Annotated in this window: 14 protein-coding genes and 2 pseudogenes; 3 read left to right on the top strand and 13 right to left on the bottom strand. The window is 41.6% G+C overall.

Going from position 1 to position 14,633, the window contains the following annotated elements:
- Window positions 1-13 precede the first annotated feature (13 nt).
- A complete protein-coding gene (gene pheT, locus KA717_00285; GenBank protein ID UXE61495.1) occupies window positions 14-2,440 on the top strand; it encodes a phenylalanine--tRNA ligase subunit beta in 2,427 nt (808 codons plus the stop codon).
- Here the strand turns inward: pheT and KA717_00290 are convergent.
- The 12 genes and pseudogenes from KA717_00290 to ruvX all read right to left on the bottom strand — a co-directional run bounded on the left by KA717_00290 (window position 2,429) and on the right by ruvX (window position 9,306).
- Window positions 2,429-2,962 (bottom strand): DUF29 domain-containing protein, encoded by a 534-nt coding sequence (locus KA717_00290; GenBank protein ID UXE61496.1) that lies wholly within the window; start codon window positions 2,960-2,962, stop codon window positions 2,429-2,431. The genes pheT and KA717_00290 overlap by 12 nt on opposite strands.
- Window positions 2,963-3,050: 88 nt before the next feature.
- Entirely contained in the window at window positions 3,051-3,416 is a 366-nt protein-coding gene (locus KA717_00295) for an HNH endonuclease (GenBank protein UXE61497.1), read from the bottom strand.
- Window positions 3,409-3,783, bottom strand: a complete 375-nt coding sequence (locus KA717_00300; GenBank protein ID UXE61498.1) for a hypothetical protein — start codon at window positions 3,781-3,783, stop codon at window positions 3,409-3,411. Before KA717_00300 ends, KA717_00295 begins: the two co-directional genes overlap by 8 nt.
- Entirely contained in the window at window positions 3,752-4,231 is a 480-nt protein-coding gene (locus tag KA717_00305; GenBank protein ID UXE61499.1) for a hypothetical protein, read from the bottom strand. The genes KA717_00300 and KA717_00305 overlap by 32 nt, the downstream gene beginning before the upstream one ends.
- A 107-nt stretch (window positions 4,232-4,338) precedes the next feature.
- Window positions 4,339-4,515 (bottom strand): hypothetical protein, encoded by a 177-nt coding sequence (locus KA717_00310; GenBank protein ID UXE61500.1) that lies wholly within the window; start codon window positions 4,513-4,515, stop codon window positions 4,339-4,341.
- Between the two features lie 240 nt (window positions 4,516-4,755).
- Window positions 4,756-5,073 (bottom strand): DUF4351 domain-containing protein, encoded by a 318-nt coding sequence (locus KA717_00315; GenBank protein ID UXE61501.1) that lies wholly within the window; start codon window positions 5,071-5,073, stop codon window positions 4,756-4,758.
- 113 nt (window positions 5,074-5,186) lie between these two features.
- A pseudogene (locus KA717_00320) lies at window positions 5,187-6,468 on the bottom strand (ISKra4 family transposase).
- A 66-nt stretch (window positions 6,469-6,534) separates the two neighbouring features.
- Entirely contained in the window at window positions 6,535-7,014 is a 480-nt protein-coding gene (locus KA717_00325) for an Rpn family recombination-promoting nuclease/putative transposase (protein ID UXE61502.1), read from the bottom strand.
- Window positions 7,015-7,124: 110 nt separating this feature from the next.
- Window positions 7,125-7,949, bottom strand: coding sequence for a DUF2887 domain-containing protein (locus tag KA717_00330; GenBank protein ID UXE61503.1), 825 nt, complete (start codon window positions 7,947-7,949; stop codon window positions 7,125-7,127).
- A gap of 100 nt (window positions 7,950-8,049) precedes the next feature.
- Window positions 8,050-8,403 (bottom strand): type II toxin-antitoxin system PemK/MazF family toxin, encoded by a 354-nt coding sequence (locus tag KA717_00335; GenBank protein UXE61504.1) that lies wholly within the window; start codon window positions 8,401-8,403, stop codon window positions 8,050-8,052.
- Between the two features lies 1 nt (window position 8,404).
- A complete protein-coding gene (locus tag KA717_00340) occupies window positions 8,405-8,659 on the bottom strand; it encodes a ribbon-helix-helix domain-containing protein (protein ID UXE61505.1) in 255 nt (84 codons plus the stop codon).
- A gap of 218 nt (window positions 8,660-8,877) precedes the next feature.
- Complete coding sequence (ruvX, locus tag KA717_00345) at window positions 8,878-9,306, bottom strand: Holliday junction resolvase RuvX (protein UXE61506.1); 429 nt, start codon at window positions 9,304-9,306, stop codon at window positions 8,878-8,880.
- 193 nt (window positions 9,307-9,499) lie between these two features.
- Here ruvX and KA717_00350 point away from each other — a divergent pair, with 193 nt between their 5' ends.
- The gene (locus tag KA717_00350) at window positions 9,500-9,985 is read left to right on the top strand and encodes a DUF3479 domain-containing protein (protein ID UXE61507.1); all 486 of its coding nucleotides are present in this window, start codon (window positions 9,500-9,502) and stop codon (window positions 9,983-9,985) included.
- On the opposite strand, the gene KA717_00355 is transcribed toward KA717_00350, so the two are convergent.
- The gene (locus tag KA717_00355; GenBank protein ID UXE61508.1) at window positions 9,959-11,038 is read right to left on the bottom strand and encodes an IS1 family transposase; all 1,080 of its coding nucleotides are present in this window, start codon (window positions 11,036-11,038) and stop codon (window positions 9,959-9,961) included. The two genes, KA717_00350 and KA717_00355, sit on opposite strands and share 27 nt — an antisense overlap.
- Before the next feature lie 151 nt (window positions 11,039-11,189).
- Here KA717_00355 and KA717_00360 point away from each other — a divergent pair.
- Window positions 11,190-14,486 (top strand): annotated as a pseudogene (locus tag KA717_00360) (cobaltochelatase subunit CobN).
- Window positions 14,487-14,633: the final 147 nt, after the last annotated feature.

Consider the following 14,633-nt stretch of genomic DNA (forward strand, 5'->3'; position numbering starts at 1 on the left):
AGGCTGAAAGTCCATGCGTATCTCTGTTAACTGGTTACAAGAACTGGTCAAAGTCAACCTGACCCCGATCGCCTTGGCAGACTTGTTAACGATCGCCGGTCTCGAAGTGGAAGAAATTGAAGATCGCCGTCAATGGGCCCAGGGGGTGGTCGTTGGCCGAGTGGTGGAAAGAATACAACATCCCAATGCCGATAAGTTAAGTGTTTGCCAAGTGGATATTGGTCAACCTGAATTGCAAACAATTGTCTGTGGTGCCAGCAATGTTCAGGCTGATCTCCTAGTTCCGGTGGCCACAATTGGAGCCTATTTACCGATCGTTGACCTTAAGATCCGCCCAACCAAATTACGGGGCGTGCGATCGGAGGGCATGATCTGTTCCCTGGCGGAATTGGGTCTAGAAAAAAATTCCAGTGGTATTCATATTTTTACAGAGAATCTTCCCCTCGGCAGTGAGGTGGGGCCGTTATTAGGGCTAGATGACGTAATTCTAGAAATTAGCCCAACCGCTAATCGTGCCGATGCCATGAGTATGGTGGGCATTGCCAGGGAAGTGGCCGCCCTGACTGGAGCTACCTTAAATTTACCCAGTGTTCCTAGCCTCGAAGTAGCCGATCAAAGTTTAACGGTGGCAATTGAAGCGGAAAAAGCTTGTCCGGCCTACATTGGCACGGTGATCGAAGGAGTGACCATTGCCCCTTCCCCCGATTGGCTACAACGCCGTTTACAGGCTGCTGGTGTTCGTCCCATTAATAACGTAGTTGATATCACCAATTATATTTTGTTGGAATGGGGGCAACCACTCCATGCTTTTGATCGCGATCGCCTACAGCAATTAACCGATGCAACAGCTTTAGAACTAGGGGTTCGTTTTGCTGAAGAAGGTGAAACCCTAGCCACCCTAGATGGCCAAACCCGCAATCTGGTGCCCAATAATCTTTTAATTACGGCGAATAACCTTCCCGTGGCCCTCGCCGGTGTGATGGGAGGATCAACCACAGAAGTTCATGATGGCACGCAGAATATTATTCTCGAATCGGCTCTCTTTGACTCAGTGGTGATTCGTCGCTCTAGCAAAAGTCAAAGTCTTCGCAGTGAGTCCTCAACCCGCTATGAACGGGGGGTTAATCACCGAGAACTAGAAACGGCTTTACAACGGGCGATCGCGTTAATAACGACCCTAGCGGGCGGTACTGTCACCCGTCAAGGCAGGGCCGATTATCGTCCTGATGTGGCGGATCCGGCTATTGAATTACGGTTAGAGCGAGTCCGATCTGTTCTAGGGCCAGTCAAAACTGAGACGGGAAAAGGAGAAATTGCGGCGATCGATGTGGAACGTATTTTGACGGATTTAAGTTGTCAATTAACCTCTGTCTCTGAAGAGCCTCAAGTCTGGACGGTGATGGTTCCCTCCTATCGCTATCGAGATATTGAACGAGAAATTGATCTCATTGAAGAAGTGGCTCGCCTTTATGGTTATGACCGTTTTTATGAGCAATTGCCTGATAAAACTGAACCAGGCGGTCTTTCCCTGGAATATCAATTAGAACGGCAAATCCGTGAAAGCTTTCGGGCAGTGGGATTAACGGAAGTGGTGCAATATTCCCTAGTCAAACCCCAGGGGCTAGAAGTGGTGTTGGCGAATCCTCTCTTTGCCGAATATTCAGCCCTACGAACCAATTTATTAGATGCCCTCATTGATGCCTTTGCCTATAACCAATCCCAGGGCAATGGTGCGTTAAACGCTTTTGAAATTGGTCGTATTTTCTGGCAGAACGGAGAAGGGATTCAGGAAGCAGACGCGATCGCCGGAATTTTGGGGGGAGAATTTTTCCCCTTGGGCCAGTGGACTCAGGGTGGCAAACCGGCGGTTATGACCTGGTACGAAGCGAAGGGCTTACTGGAAAATGTTCTCGCTCGTTTAGGTTTAAGTGTTGAGTATCAACCGGATAGTAAAGATACCCGCCTTCATCCTGGACGCACGGCTTCTCTTTGGTTAAAGGGTCAATATCTGGGCATTTTTGGTCAATTGCATCCCCAATTGCGACAGGAACGAAGTTTACCCGATGCGGTCTATGCCTTTGAATTTAAAATGTCTGTCCTTCTCAATACGCTGCAACAGGATTCCTTAACCACTCCCCATTTTGTCCCCTATTCCACCTATCCTGCCGTAGCACGGGATTTAGCTTTTTATGCTCCCATTAAACTGGCGGTTAGGGACTTAACGCAATCCATGAATCAAGCCGGTGGTGATTTGTTAGACGATATTCAACTCTTCGATGATTACCAAGGGGATTCTGTCCCGTCTGGCCAAAGGAGTTTGGCTTTTAGTCTGGTTTATCGAGCCAGCGATCGCACGTTAACTGATGCAGAAGTGGATCCTGTCCATAACCAAATTCGGGAAGCTTTAAGTTCTCAGTTTGCCGTTACTTTAAGGAGTTAAGGGGTTGGGGTGATCGTCATGGTTAAACTCTACTCCTTCAAAATCTTCATCTAAAATTTGTTCTACGGTAAACGGACAATCCAGGGGATATTCTTTTTCTAAGGGAACTCTTACCCCAAATTTAGCCCGCTTGCCTTCCTTAATGGCTAGTTTACGAGAACTCGGATAAACTTTGGCGATCGCCGTTTCTAAATGGGATTTGAGGGAAGGTATTTCTTCCAAATCGTAGAGAATTCGTTGACGATGTTCACTAACGGAATCCAACCAACTACTTTTCATCATTTCAGGGGCATCTTGCTGAATTTTGAGTTTGAGTAAGTGGGCAATCAGAATAATTAAATTGCTTTCCAGCGATCGCTTATTTGATTTACCCAAATCCGTTAATTCCTCAATTAAATGTTCAATATCCAGTTGCTCAAATTGTTGGCTTTTAAGTTGATTAATGGTTTGCTCAAGCCATAACTCAAAATCATTTTCATAAAGCAAAGTAGATTTAGTTTGCTCTGGAACAAAAATAGTCATTAGTTAATACCTCTCAACATAGTGCTTAGAAAGCGATCACTGCTCACTATTGAATAAAAAGATAAAACGCGATTATATAAAGTAACTATCATTTGTCTTTGTTTCCTTTTTTTCTATTACAAGGAGAACAGACCAATCTTAAATTCGTTGTATCAACGGCAAGCTCAGGGTTTGTAGAAATAGGCTTAATATGATCTATTTCAAGATATTCAACACTGTGAGCAACAAAAGAACAATCTGAACATTTTCCTTGTTGCCATTCATATTGTCGTTGTTTCCATTCTTTCCCCGCGATAGAATCTCTCCAGCTATTAAAAATATTACGAGCTTCGTAGCGTTTATTAATGCTCGCGGCCCTTTCATCAAGTCTAGTTAAACTTCGATGCAGCTCCTTTTTTGACTTTTTGTACTTCTCAAATAGCTCTTGGAAGTTATCTACAGAATTATTATTCATATCGGCCTTTTATCTCCAATGAACGTCGTTCTAGTTTAGCTAATTTTCGATTTACTTCCAGCGTCGTAGCTAATATCTGTTGTGCTAGTTGACCTAATTCAGAGGATGTTTCTTCTCCAAACGCTACTGGCACGACATTATCAAGAGTAGGAAGTAATATGTCTTTGATTTTTTCCAGATTAGTCCTTGTGACTGCTTGAATTCTCTTGTTTTGGAGATATTCATTAATCGCTACAATCACTTCTTGGATATTATAAGCATTAGCTCTATGAATTTTCTGAGCTGACTGCATCGCAGTAGTAAGTCGTTTGGCTTGGTATTTTGTTAGTCCAAGTTCACATAGCTGTTTGCGAGTAATCAAATCCATTCTTAGTCTCCTCATAAGCTTCAATGAGTGCTTCCAGCCATGGATCGGGCTTAAAACCTAGATTTTTAGCTATATTACAAAGTTTTACTATAAATTCCATCAATTTACTTTCCTGATCCTTGACACTTTTCTTTACATCGGCTATTTCTTTGACGTGATTTAGCTCAATTTCCTTAATTTTATCTTTGCGTTTTGTTGCTACAGCCTGCTGTGCCGCTTGTTTCCGTTGTCTATCCAGCAAAACCTCACCTGCAAAGTCGGCTAAAACGAGGGAAAGAACAGCTATATCACGTTCAGTGACATCATCTACTCCGTACTGATACTTATAATAATCGAGGGTAGATTGAAGATCGGCAAAATCAACCTTTAATTCTTCGTATGCCCTCTGTGCATCAGCTTTTGTCCACCCCAACTTTTGAGCAAAAGCAATAGCCTCTGTCTTTTTCATACTCAAAATTGTAATTCCTTATCACAAGTCTAAGTTTAACATTTTAGCGATCGCCGCTTACCCTTAAATAAAAAGATAAAAAGCGAGCCTATACTGATGTGTCGTAATTATAAGACAGTTTGGGAATTGAGATGTTGATCAACTAACGTAGAAAACTGGTGAATATCCACCTCGCTATAGACTTGAGCTTGTGCCTGAGAATCAACTCGCTCCATCAAGGCTTGAAACGCAGCTTGATCGTTTCGATGCTCTAAAACATACTTTTTCAACTCTCGCATTGTCATTGTTTGAAAATTAGACTTCATTGACAAACCTCCAATTCCCATTTTGGTAAATTTCGATCAAAATTTCTTCACCTGAAAGAATGATAACATGACCCGTTCTCTGATCTAAACGTACCAGATCAACAGAGAGATACAGATTGGTTAAATTTTGACATAACTGAAAGCATCGTAAGGCCTGTTGGGTTGTTGGCAATCTATTGACCTCCTTTTTCATACAATAGCGATCGCCCGAAAAAAGCTTTAGGATGAACTTCCACAATGACCTAACCAGTTTTCCAAATCGCTTATCTCCACAAAATCAAGTAACGCTTCTCCCAAATCTCCTAACTCGGCGATCGTCAACGCTTTAATCTGTTGGTTAACTTCTGGAGCCAAAGTTCCATATTTTCGGGTTAACTGACGCAAAATCAGATCAGCTTCTCCCGCACGAAGCCCTTCCTGAAGCCCTTCTTGAAGACCTTCTTTAAGCCCAGCTTGGAGTCCCTCCTGCCGTCCGACTTCCACAACCTCTTGATAAAAACGGGATTGGGTAATGTCTGCTGTTTTTAGGTTTAACATTCTTAAAATCTCCTGAGTACCTAAATGGGGAAATTTATTAACCAGTATAGTCTCAATTAAGTTTAACCTTTGTTGGAAAGGGTGCGACCTTTAGTTGATAAAAGCTGTTGTAATCAGGGTTCTACAGGGAACCCATATTGATCAAGTTTTGCCCAAAATTGACTCCATCGTTCCTTGGTCAATACCAAAGCTCGTAGGCTCAAAATAATTCCTGCTCCTTTTTCCTTCCATCGCATCCCTGAACAACATAATCGTTGTTTGACCAACGTCTTACAAGCTGCTTCCGTAACACCTGAACCAATCGGATACTTTTTCTCTATGTATTCAGCATAATCCATTTGATGCTGATGATTCTCGTAATAAGTAATCGCCGCTTGTAGTTTCTCGGTAAGATTCTTAGAATGACTTTTTTCTTCTTTGACTTCTTTCATCAGATTTAGCAGTTCTCCTGCTTTTCCTTTTTCATGCTTGAGTTCTCGACAATTTTCAGTCAACCATTCTTTTTGTTTTGACACGGTATTCGGATGCAACGCTTCTGCCAAGGCACCTAAGTAACCAGAGGCATGATAGAAATCTAATATCTGTTCTTCCGTTTGCTTTTCTAAAAACTTCCAATTTGATTCTGCCCCGTCTGCTATCCCGACCAATGTTGCCTCTGGATAACGGTTTTTCGCTCGCTCAATTTCTCTTTCTAATCTTTCTAGAAAACTCTTTTTTCCATACTCTGGTGCCGCACCTAGATAGATTGTAGGTTGACGTTCGCCTTCACTATCGTATAGGGAAACGGTTCCCACCATTGCTTCACGGTAGCCATCCTCACACATCAGCATACAGGTTCCATCTAATCCTATTCCCACTGTTGCAATTTGGCTATCCTCCTTGGGCGGGGCATAACTCCACGCTTCTTCTTTTGCCTGTACCACACTTCCTACTGCTTCACTCAATCTTTGGATATAGGATAGCGCTACTTTTCTACCATGATTTTCTAATAAATCATTTTTCACCTCTTTGCCTGCCATCCCTGACATTTTTGAGGATACCTGTTTTGCCAATAATGGCGTTGATGTTATGATTATCCTTGCTTCTCTTTCTAAGGGGCAATACGTTTTTCCTCAAAGGTGAACGCTGATATACATGACGATTCACTATAACCTCACCATAAGGTGTTTGATATTCTTTCGGTTGCTCTCCCTTACTCTTCCAGATTTCTTCACCGATTTTTAAGGGTGAACCATCTGTATCTAAATATTTCAAGGCTTCTTTGCTGGCGATGCAACCTACTTCGTTTAAGCCTTTTTGAATATTTATTTCTGTATCCAACATTGAACGACTGAGTTCTAATGTTAGTTCTATTTTTATCTTTGAACCCTCTACATTAATTAGTTTTGCTGTCATCATTGTTTCCTCTTTGTCACTTTTCATCCCATGTTAACACTTTTCTTTTCCTTCATCAACTAAAGGTCACACCCGTTGGAAAGTCGTTTGTGTCTCAGACTCCTCTAGGATATGCCGACCCAGGTGAAAAGCTTCAGCTTCTTCAAGAACTAAAAGTTTGAGTAACGCCAAGTTGGGGCTAATGTCGGCACGCGGCAAAAGATCTTCTAGGTATAAACACTTGACTTGCTCCCGTAGCAAAACTTGATAGGGAACGCTTTCACCGAGGTATTGTTGTCGGTTATGCAGAATCAATAAACCTTGCCAGGGACGCTTTTCTGGATACTGCTGAAGATAAAGAAAAATTTCGGCAAAATATCGTCCATAAAAAACCGCATCTGATTGCATTTGTGCTTCGAGAAAAATCAAGGGAATATTCCAATTTTCCGACTGGGGAATAAACAATCCGTCCAGTCTAAATTCTCGTTCCTTGATAACAGGAGCAATGTAATCAAATTCGCAATCAGAGGGAATATTAGGGATTAATTCCGCAATTATCCCCGGCATTGTTAAAAATAGTTGATAGAACCACTTATCAGTTTTCATTGTTTATTTGTAATAGCGATCGCCCCTTACCCCTGAATAAAAAGATAAAACGCGATCGCCCTAAAAAAGCTTTAGGATGAACTTCCACAATGACCTAACCAGTTTTCCAAATCGCTTATCTCCACAAAATCAAGTAACGCTTCTCCCAAATCTCCTAACTCGGCGATCGTTAACGCTTTAATCTGTTGGTTAACTTCCGGAGTTAAAGTTCCATATTTTCGAGTTAACTGACGTAAAATTAGATCAGCCTCTCCAGCAAGAAGCCCAGCTTGAAGTCCCTCCTGCCTTCCGACTTCCACAACTTCTTGATAAAAACGGGATTGGGTAATGTCTGTTGTTTTGAGGTCTAACATTCTTAAAATCTCCTGAGTACCCAAATGGGGAAATTTATTAACCAGTATAGTCTCAATTAAGTTTAACCTTTGTTGAAAGGTCGTTTGTGTCTCAGACTCCTCTAGGATATGCCGACCCAGGTGAAAAGCTTCAGCTTCTTCAAGAACTAAAAGTTTGAGTAACGCCAAGTTGGGGCTAATGTCGGCACGCGGCAAAAGGTCTTCCAGGTATAAACACTTGACTTGCTCCCGTAGCAAAACTTGATAGGGAACGCTTTCACCGAGGTATTGTTGTCGGTTATGCAGAATCAATAAACCTTGCCAGGGACGCTTTTCTGGATACTGCTGAAGATAAAGAAAAATTTCGGCAAAATATCGTCCATAAAAACCCGCATCTGATTGCATTTGTGCTTCGAGAAAAATTAAGGGAATATTCCAATTTTCTGACTGGGGAATAAACAATCCGTCCAGTCTAAATTCTTGTTCTTTGACAACAGGAGCAATGTAATCAAATTCGCAATCAGGGGGAATATTAGGGATTAATTCCGCAATTATCCCTGGCATTGTTAAAAATAGTTGATAGAACCACTTATCAGTTTTCATTATTTTATTTGTAATAGCGATCGCCCCTTACCCCTGAATAAAAAGATAAAACGCGATCGCCCTAAAAAATAGCAATTGCAATTTGAATACCTTGCTGCACCCGTTGTAAAGATTCCAGAGAAACGGAACCATAGGGGCCATGCTCTAGGTAAATCTTGCGGACAGCAGAAATATTGTCACATAAAACCAAAGAATCCTTGCTCAACCCACCCTCTCCAGCTTTGATTAGAATACGAGTAGGTGTTTCTCCACCCGATAAGTCACTGGTCAAGGGAACGACTAAAACACTACTAGAAAACTGATTTCTGATATTGAGAGAAATCACTAAAGCGGGGCGTTTTTTTGTATCTCCTAACGTTTTTAAAGCTCGAATTAAATAAATTTCTCCCTGACGAGGATAAGGACTCTCTTCCATTTTAAAGTCCTTCTGCTTCCAAAATTTCTTCCATTTGGTTTTGGGCAAGTTCTCCCCAGTCCTGCTCAAATTGTTGCTCAGTCGGTTTTAGGTTTTGGTAAAAAGTGCGTAACTGTTCTTCGATTCGCTGATGATGCCATAGTCGCAAACCTTCTTCAACGGCGGCTGAACGATTTTCTGTGAGCAGATCAATCTCTTTAAGTAGCTTGGCATCAACGGTAATAGATATTCTTTGCTTTGTACTTAATTGCGTCATAGCAAGGACAAAAATCATATTCTGGGTATGATAAATCATCATATCAAACATCCAACAGTTCGCCCCTTACCCTTGAATAAAAAGATAAAACGCGATCGCCCCTTACTGTGAAGAAAAACGACTTTGTACTAATTTTACCTAAAACCAGATCTTGACATCCTTTCCCCTCCATTTCCCCAGTCTCCCAGTCTCCCCATCTCCCCATCTCCCTAGTCCCCCTACCTCCCCAGCCTCCGTTGATCCAACCATTGTTGCAAAATAATCTGAGCAGCCTGTTGATCAATTAAGCCCTTGTTCCAAGTCGAAAACCGTTTTTGTGCCTTTAATTGGTTTTCTGCTTCCACAGAAGTTAATCGTTCATCCACATATTCAACGGGCAAGGGCAATATCTTGCTAAGACGATGGACAAATTTTTGCACCTGTTTAGCCTGAAACCCTAAATTACCATCCATTGTATAGGGCAAACCCACCACCAAAACTTGCACCGATCGCAAAGTAACTAAAGACTGTAACTGCTCCACATCCTGCTGAAAAGAGGTGCGTTCAATTGTGGTAATACCAGCCGCAATTAAACCCGTTCCATCGCATCCCGCCACGCCGATCCGTTTTTTGCCAATATCCAATCCGAGGGCTGAAACGATTTCCATTGACCTGAATTTGCACTATCTTTGCAACGTTAACGACTTTGACGGTGTTGATCATAGCAGATGCCAAGAGAGCAAAAGGGTTGCGTTAGACTAGAGGAGTTAGCGCAATGCTAAGTACAGCGTGATTTTTGCCCATGTTGTCAAGATTTTGTCAGAATTTTTCTAGGGATGGATTGAGACTATGCCTCGTATTGTGATCATTACCGGCTTTGAAACCTTTAATGCGGGTCTCTATCGTCAGGCTGCCCAATTAGCCCAGAGTCGCTGTCCAGATTTAGAAATATTGATCTTCAGCGATCGCCAACTAACAACGGCAGAGAATACCATTGCTGAAGCATTGCAAGGAGCGCAGGTCTTTTTTGCGAGTTTAATTTTTGACTATGATCAGGTGATGTGGCGACGGGAAAGGGTTGAAAATATTCCCATTCGTTTAGTCTTTGAATCGGCCCTAGAATTAATGAGTTTAACGCAGTTAGGCCAGTTTAAAATTGGCGATAAACCGAAAGGAATGCCTAAACCGATTCAGTTTATTTTAAGCAAATTTTCCAGTGGCAAAGAAGAGGATAAACTAGCCGGTTATTTAAGCTTTTTAAAAACTGGGCGGCACTGGTATCGTCTAGCTAGAAGCTACAAACGTTGCAATACGAGAGGTTCAAGAAATCAGGCGAATTTGGAGTAAGTCCTCCCAAGTTAACCCTTTTTCAATTATACCGAGAGCTACAGCAGGAACTTTTTTCGTCGTAAAATGGCTGCGAACAAAGTTATGAACCATCCAGAAAATATCTAGGACTCGCTGTAATCCCACAACAGATTTAGCATAAGTATTTGTACGACGACGAAAGGCGGCTAAATAGCGTCGGATAGCACTATTAAATGCCTCAACGTGGTTGGCATGGACGTCCTTTTCTTCTGGTTTTTCTGTTGTCTCTGGATGTTCTGGTTTCGGAGTTTCTACTTTCTTTAGTTTACCCTCAGAATCTCGACGTTTACTACTCTTATTTTTTAGTCTTACTACAAGACCCTTCGGTAATACTTTGGTGGGACGACCTCGCTTTCCAGTCCTTAATACTTCGTGACAAATATTAAATAGCAGTTGACTATATCGCTTTTCTCCATCTGTAAATAACTGGAGAGATTCTGCACTCCTTTCAAATAATTCCGCTACCGTCATCATTGCTTCTAGAAATAATTTCTGCTCTTTTCGACCACATTTTAAATGCCAAATAAAGCGGCTAGCCCTGTCCATGAGCACGATTGTCCACCCCTCAGAGGCACTTGCTTCTTTATTTTTTCCAACTTTTGTGTATAGTTCATCCCCTTCTATTACTAATTTAACAAATTCATTCACTAAGGCGTATAAAAATAATGTCTCTTGTAATCCTGATAATTTCTTTTCCCAATTCAATATTGTTGTTTTCGCGTAGCCGAATGCTCGAGCTGCTGCATTTAATCCTATTCCTTCCATTCTGGCTTTTAATACTTTTACAATTTCACTTAATGGGGTTTCTAAGCCAGCGATTACGCTACCATAAGTCTCAGCAAAACAAGAACTACATTCTTGACAAATGAACATTTTACGTTCCCCGTTACCTTTCGTTTGATAATGAGAATGTATTTTTACGTTTTCACTATAGCAATGAGGACAGTTTTTCTTGAATAAGGCATCCTCTTTTTCTTGGCACAAGCCAACATCATTCAGGATTTTCATAGAGCTTTTCTTTAATATTGACATTGTTTTCTGTTTCCTTTTTCTTTGATATAATGACAATAATAATAGTATAATAAAAACGGGCCGATGTCTAGTCTTAAACTATTTTTCTATTTTCTCAAAGCCTTACACCATAACTTTTTCCAACTTTGATCAGACGATACCAGTTCCAACTGGGCCGAAATTATTAAAATTTATTCCCGCTAAAAAAGTTCAAGATCTTCGCAATTGGCTCATCATTTATGGTTATTGGAATGCGGGAGGAACTGAAAATGTAGCAGCAATGGCTTGGATCTTGGCGGAAAAATATTTGGGTTTAAAAGTAGGGGCTATTCCAGATCCCATCGAAACGCCCAATATGGGGCTATTGCATCCCGATTATAGTGGTTATTTTCGCACGCCCCAGGACTATTTAAACTGGTATCAAGAGCAGCATTTGACAGCCACCCAACCCATTATTGCTATTTTACTTTACCGAAAACACGTTATTAGTCAACAAGCCTATATTAACCAGTTAATTCGTGCCTTTGAAGCGGCTGGTTTATTACCATTACCGATTTTTATTAACGGTGTTGAAGCCCATGTCATTGTCAGGGATTGGCTCACCACGGATTATGAACAGCAACAACGTCATTTAGGATTCAAATTAACGCCGTCTCTTAGCCAGGAGGCTGTCAAAGTAGATGCCATTATTTCTACCATTGGTTTTCCCCTGGTGGGTGGGCCGGCCGGATCAATGGAAGCAGGACGACAGGTAGAAGTGGCCAAAGGCATTTTGAGCGCGAAAAATATTCCCTATTTGATTGCCGCACCTCTGCTGATTCAAGATATTCATTCCTGGACAAGACAGGGCATTGGGGGTTTGCAAAGTGTGGTTTTATACGCCTTACCAGAATTAGATGGGGCGATCGATACGGTTCCCCTGGGCGGCTTAGTGGGAGAGAATATTTATCTCATTTCTGAACGGGTTAAACGATTGACCGGGCGGGTTAAACAGTGGATTAATTTACGAAAAAAAGCAACCGGCGATCGCAAAATTGCCATTATCCTATACGGTTTTCCCCCTGGTTATGGAGCCACAGGAACCGCCGCTCTTTTAAATGTGCCTCGTAGTTTAATGAAATTATTAAAAGCTCTTAAAGATCAAGGCTATCAAGTGGGAGATTTACCGGAATCGGGAGAAGATATCATTGCTTGGGTAAAATCGGCGGATGAAAGTATTAATCGAGCAGAAATTGAAGCTAAAAGTGTTCAGGTGAGAACCCTAGAAGATTGGTTAGGCTATTTGTTAATCAAACGTATTGAAAAACAGTGGCAATCTTTAACTGAGACAGGGATTAAAACCTATGGAGACGAATTTTATCTTGGTGGTATAACGCTAGGAAATCTTTGGATTGGGGTACAACCACCTTTAGGCTTATCCGGCGATCCGATGCGTTTAATGTTTGAAAAAGATTTAACTCCGCATCCTCAATATGCTGCTTTTTATCAATGGTTAGCAAAGGATTTTCAAGCTGATGCTCTTATTCATTTTGGAATGCACGGTACCGTCGAATGGCTACCGGGTTCTCCCTTGGGTAATACAAGCTATTCCTGGCCCGATATTTTGTTAGGAAATCTGCCCAATCTTTATATCTATGCAGCGAATAATCCCTCGGAATCCATGTTAGCGAAACGTCGCGGTTATGGGGTCTTAATTTCTCATAATGTTCCTCCCTATGGACGAACCGGTTTATACAAAGAATTAATGACTTTACGGGATTTAATCAGTGAATATCGAGAAGAGCCTGAGAAAAATGCGGTTTTAGCACCCATTATTTGTCAAAAAATTGTCGATGCTGGTTTAGAGAAAGATTGTCCCTTTACGGAAGGTAAAAAATTGGGTATTGAATTTACCTACGAAAATGCCCGTTTATTTAGCCAACACAGTTTACAGGAATATTTTCTGCAAATTTATGATTATTTACAAATCGTTGAACAACGTCTTTTTTCGTCGGGTTTACATACGCTAGGGGAACCCCCTAATGCTGAACAATTAGAGAGTTATTTAGAAGCCTATTTTGGGGAGCAATTATCGCCAACAGAAAGAACTGCTATTGCCACCCGTAACCAAAGCGATGACTATTTACTCTCCTTTGCCAATGGTCGCAGTGAAACCTTAAAAGCTGCTTTTCAGATTCGGGATTTACTTCAACAAAATACCGACGAATTAACAAATTTATTGCGGGGTTTAAATGGCGAATATATTCTACCTGCTCCAGGGGGAGATTTACTCAGAGATGGGGCGGGGGTTTTACCCACTGGCCGTAATATCCACGCACTAGATCCCTACCGAATGCCTTCTCCTGCTGCCTATGAAAGGGGCCGAGAAATTGCTCAAAAAATTATTGCTAAACATCTCGAAGAAACGGGGAGTTATCCTGAAACGGTTGCGGTGATGTTGTGGGGTTTAGATGCGATTAAAACCAAGGGGGAATCCTTGGGAATTCTCTTAGAATTAGTGGGGGCTGAACCGTTAAAGGAAGGCACGGGTCGCATTGTTCGTTATCAATTAAAATCGTTAGCTGAACTTGATCATCCCCGCATTGATGTGTTAGCCAATCTATCGGGTATTTTCCGCGATACTTTTGTCAATATTTTGGAATTATTAGATGATCTCTTTCAACGGGCGGCCCAAAGGGATGAACCCCTTGAACAAAATTTTATTCGTAAACACGCGATCGCCCTTCAGGAACAGGGCATAGAAAATGCAACGGCCCGACTTTTTTCTAATCCCGCCGGAGATTTTGGTTCTTTAGTTAATGATCAAGTGGTAGATGGGAATTGGGAAAAGGATACGGAATTGGCGAATACCTGGCAGAAACGCAATCAATTTAGTTATGGTCGCCAGGATAAGGGTCAAGCTCGACCTGAAGTATTACAACAATTATTAAAAACCAGCGATCGCATTGTGCAGCAAATTGATTCAGTGGAGTACGGTTTAACCGATATTCAGGAATATTATGGCAATACGGGTGGTTTAAAATTAGCGGCGGAAACTCAGCAGGGAAAAAAAGTAACGGCTAACTTTATCGAAAGTTTTTCAAAGGACACAACACCCCGAAAATTAGAAGAGGTTTTGCGTTTAGAATATCGGAGTAAATTACTTAATCCCAAATGGGCTGAGGCAATGGTAGCTCAAGGTTCAGGGGGAGCCTACGAAATTTCCCAACGTTTAACCGCTTTAATTGGTTGGAGTGGTACGGTCAATTTTACGGATAATTGGGTTTATGATCAGGCGGCAGCAACCTATGCCTTGGATGCAGAAATGGCTAAACGTTTACAAGCAGCCAATCCTGAAGCTTTTCGTAATATTATCGGTCGAATGTTGGAAGCTAATGGTCGCGGTTTTTGGCAAGCAGATGAGGCAAAATTAGAGAAATTACGTCAACTCTATTCGTTGACAGAAGAGGAACTGGAGGGGATCACTTAATTTGATGTCTTCTAATCTCAAAATTGTGTTATCATGCCAGGAGTATCCACTCTATATTAACAATTAGCCTATTTTTCAATCGTTAATTAGACTTTCTTCCCTTCACTCTATGTCCCTTCATCAAATTCATTAAAACCCTATGAATGC

It is taken from the genome of Woronichinia naegeliana WA131 (assembly GCA_025370055.1).
Classification (GTDB): domain Bacteria; phylum Cyanobacteriota; class Cyanobacteriia; order Cyanobacteriales; family Microcystaceae; genus Woronichinia; species Woronichinia naegeliana.

Coding starts and splice junctions, on each gene's coding strand:
- KA717_00355 (UXE61508.1), bottom strand. CDS start 11,038: ATGTCAATATTAAAGAAAAGCTCTATGAAAATCCTGAATGATGTTGGC.
- ruvX (UXE61506.1), bottom strand. CDS start 9,306: ATGGAAATCGTTTCAGCCCTCGGATTGGATATTGGCAAAAAACGGATC.
- KA717_00295 (UXE61497.1), bottom strand. CDS start 3,416: ATGAATAATAATTCTGTAGATAACTTCCAAGAGCTATTTGAGAAGTAC.
- KA717_00310 (UXE61500.1), bottom strand. CDS start 4,515: ATGACAATGCGAGAGTTGAAAAAGTATGTTTTAGAGCATCGAAACGAT.
- KA717_00330 (UXE61503.1), bottom strand. CDS start 7,949: ATGCCAGGGATAATTGCGGAATTAATCCCTAATATTCCCCCTGATTGC.
- KA717_00340 (UXE61505.1), bottom strand. CDS start 8,659: ATGACGCAATTAAGTACAAAGCAAAGAATATCTATTACCGTTGATGCC.
- pheT (UXE61495.1), top strand. CDS start 14: ATGCGTATCTCTGTTAACTGGTTACAAGAACTGGTCAAAGTCAACCTG.
- KA717_00305 (UXE61499.1), bottom strand. CDS start 4,231: ATGAAAAAGACAGAGGCTATTGCTTTTGCTCAAAAGTTGGGGTGGACA.
- KA717_00290 (UXE61496.1), bottom strand. CDS start 2,962: ATGACTATTTTTGTTCCAGAGCAAACTAAATCTACTTTGCTTTATGAA.
- KA717_00300 (UXE61498.1), bottom strand. CDS start 3,783: ATGGATTTGATTACTCGCAAACAGCTATGTGAACTTGGACTAACAAAA.
- KA717_00325 (UXE61502.1), bottom strand. CDS start 7,014: ATGCCGGGGATAATTGCGGAATTAATCCCTAATATTCCCTCTGATTGC.
- KA717_00335 (UXE61504.1), bottom strand. CDS start 8,403: ATGGAAGAGAGTCCTTATCCTCGTCAGGGAGAAATTTATTTAATTCGA.
- KA717_00315 (UXE61501.1), bottom strand. CDS start 5,073: ATGTTAAACCTAAAAACAGCAGACATTACCCAATCCCGTTTTTATCAA.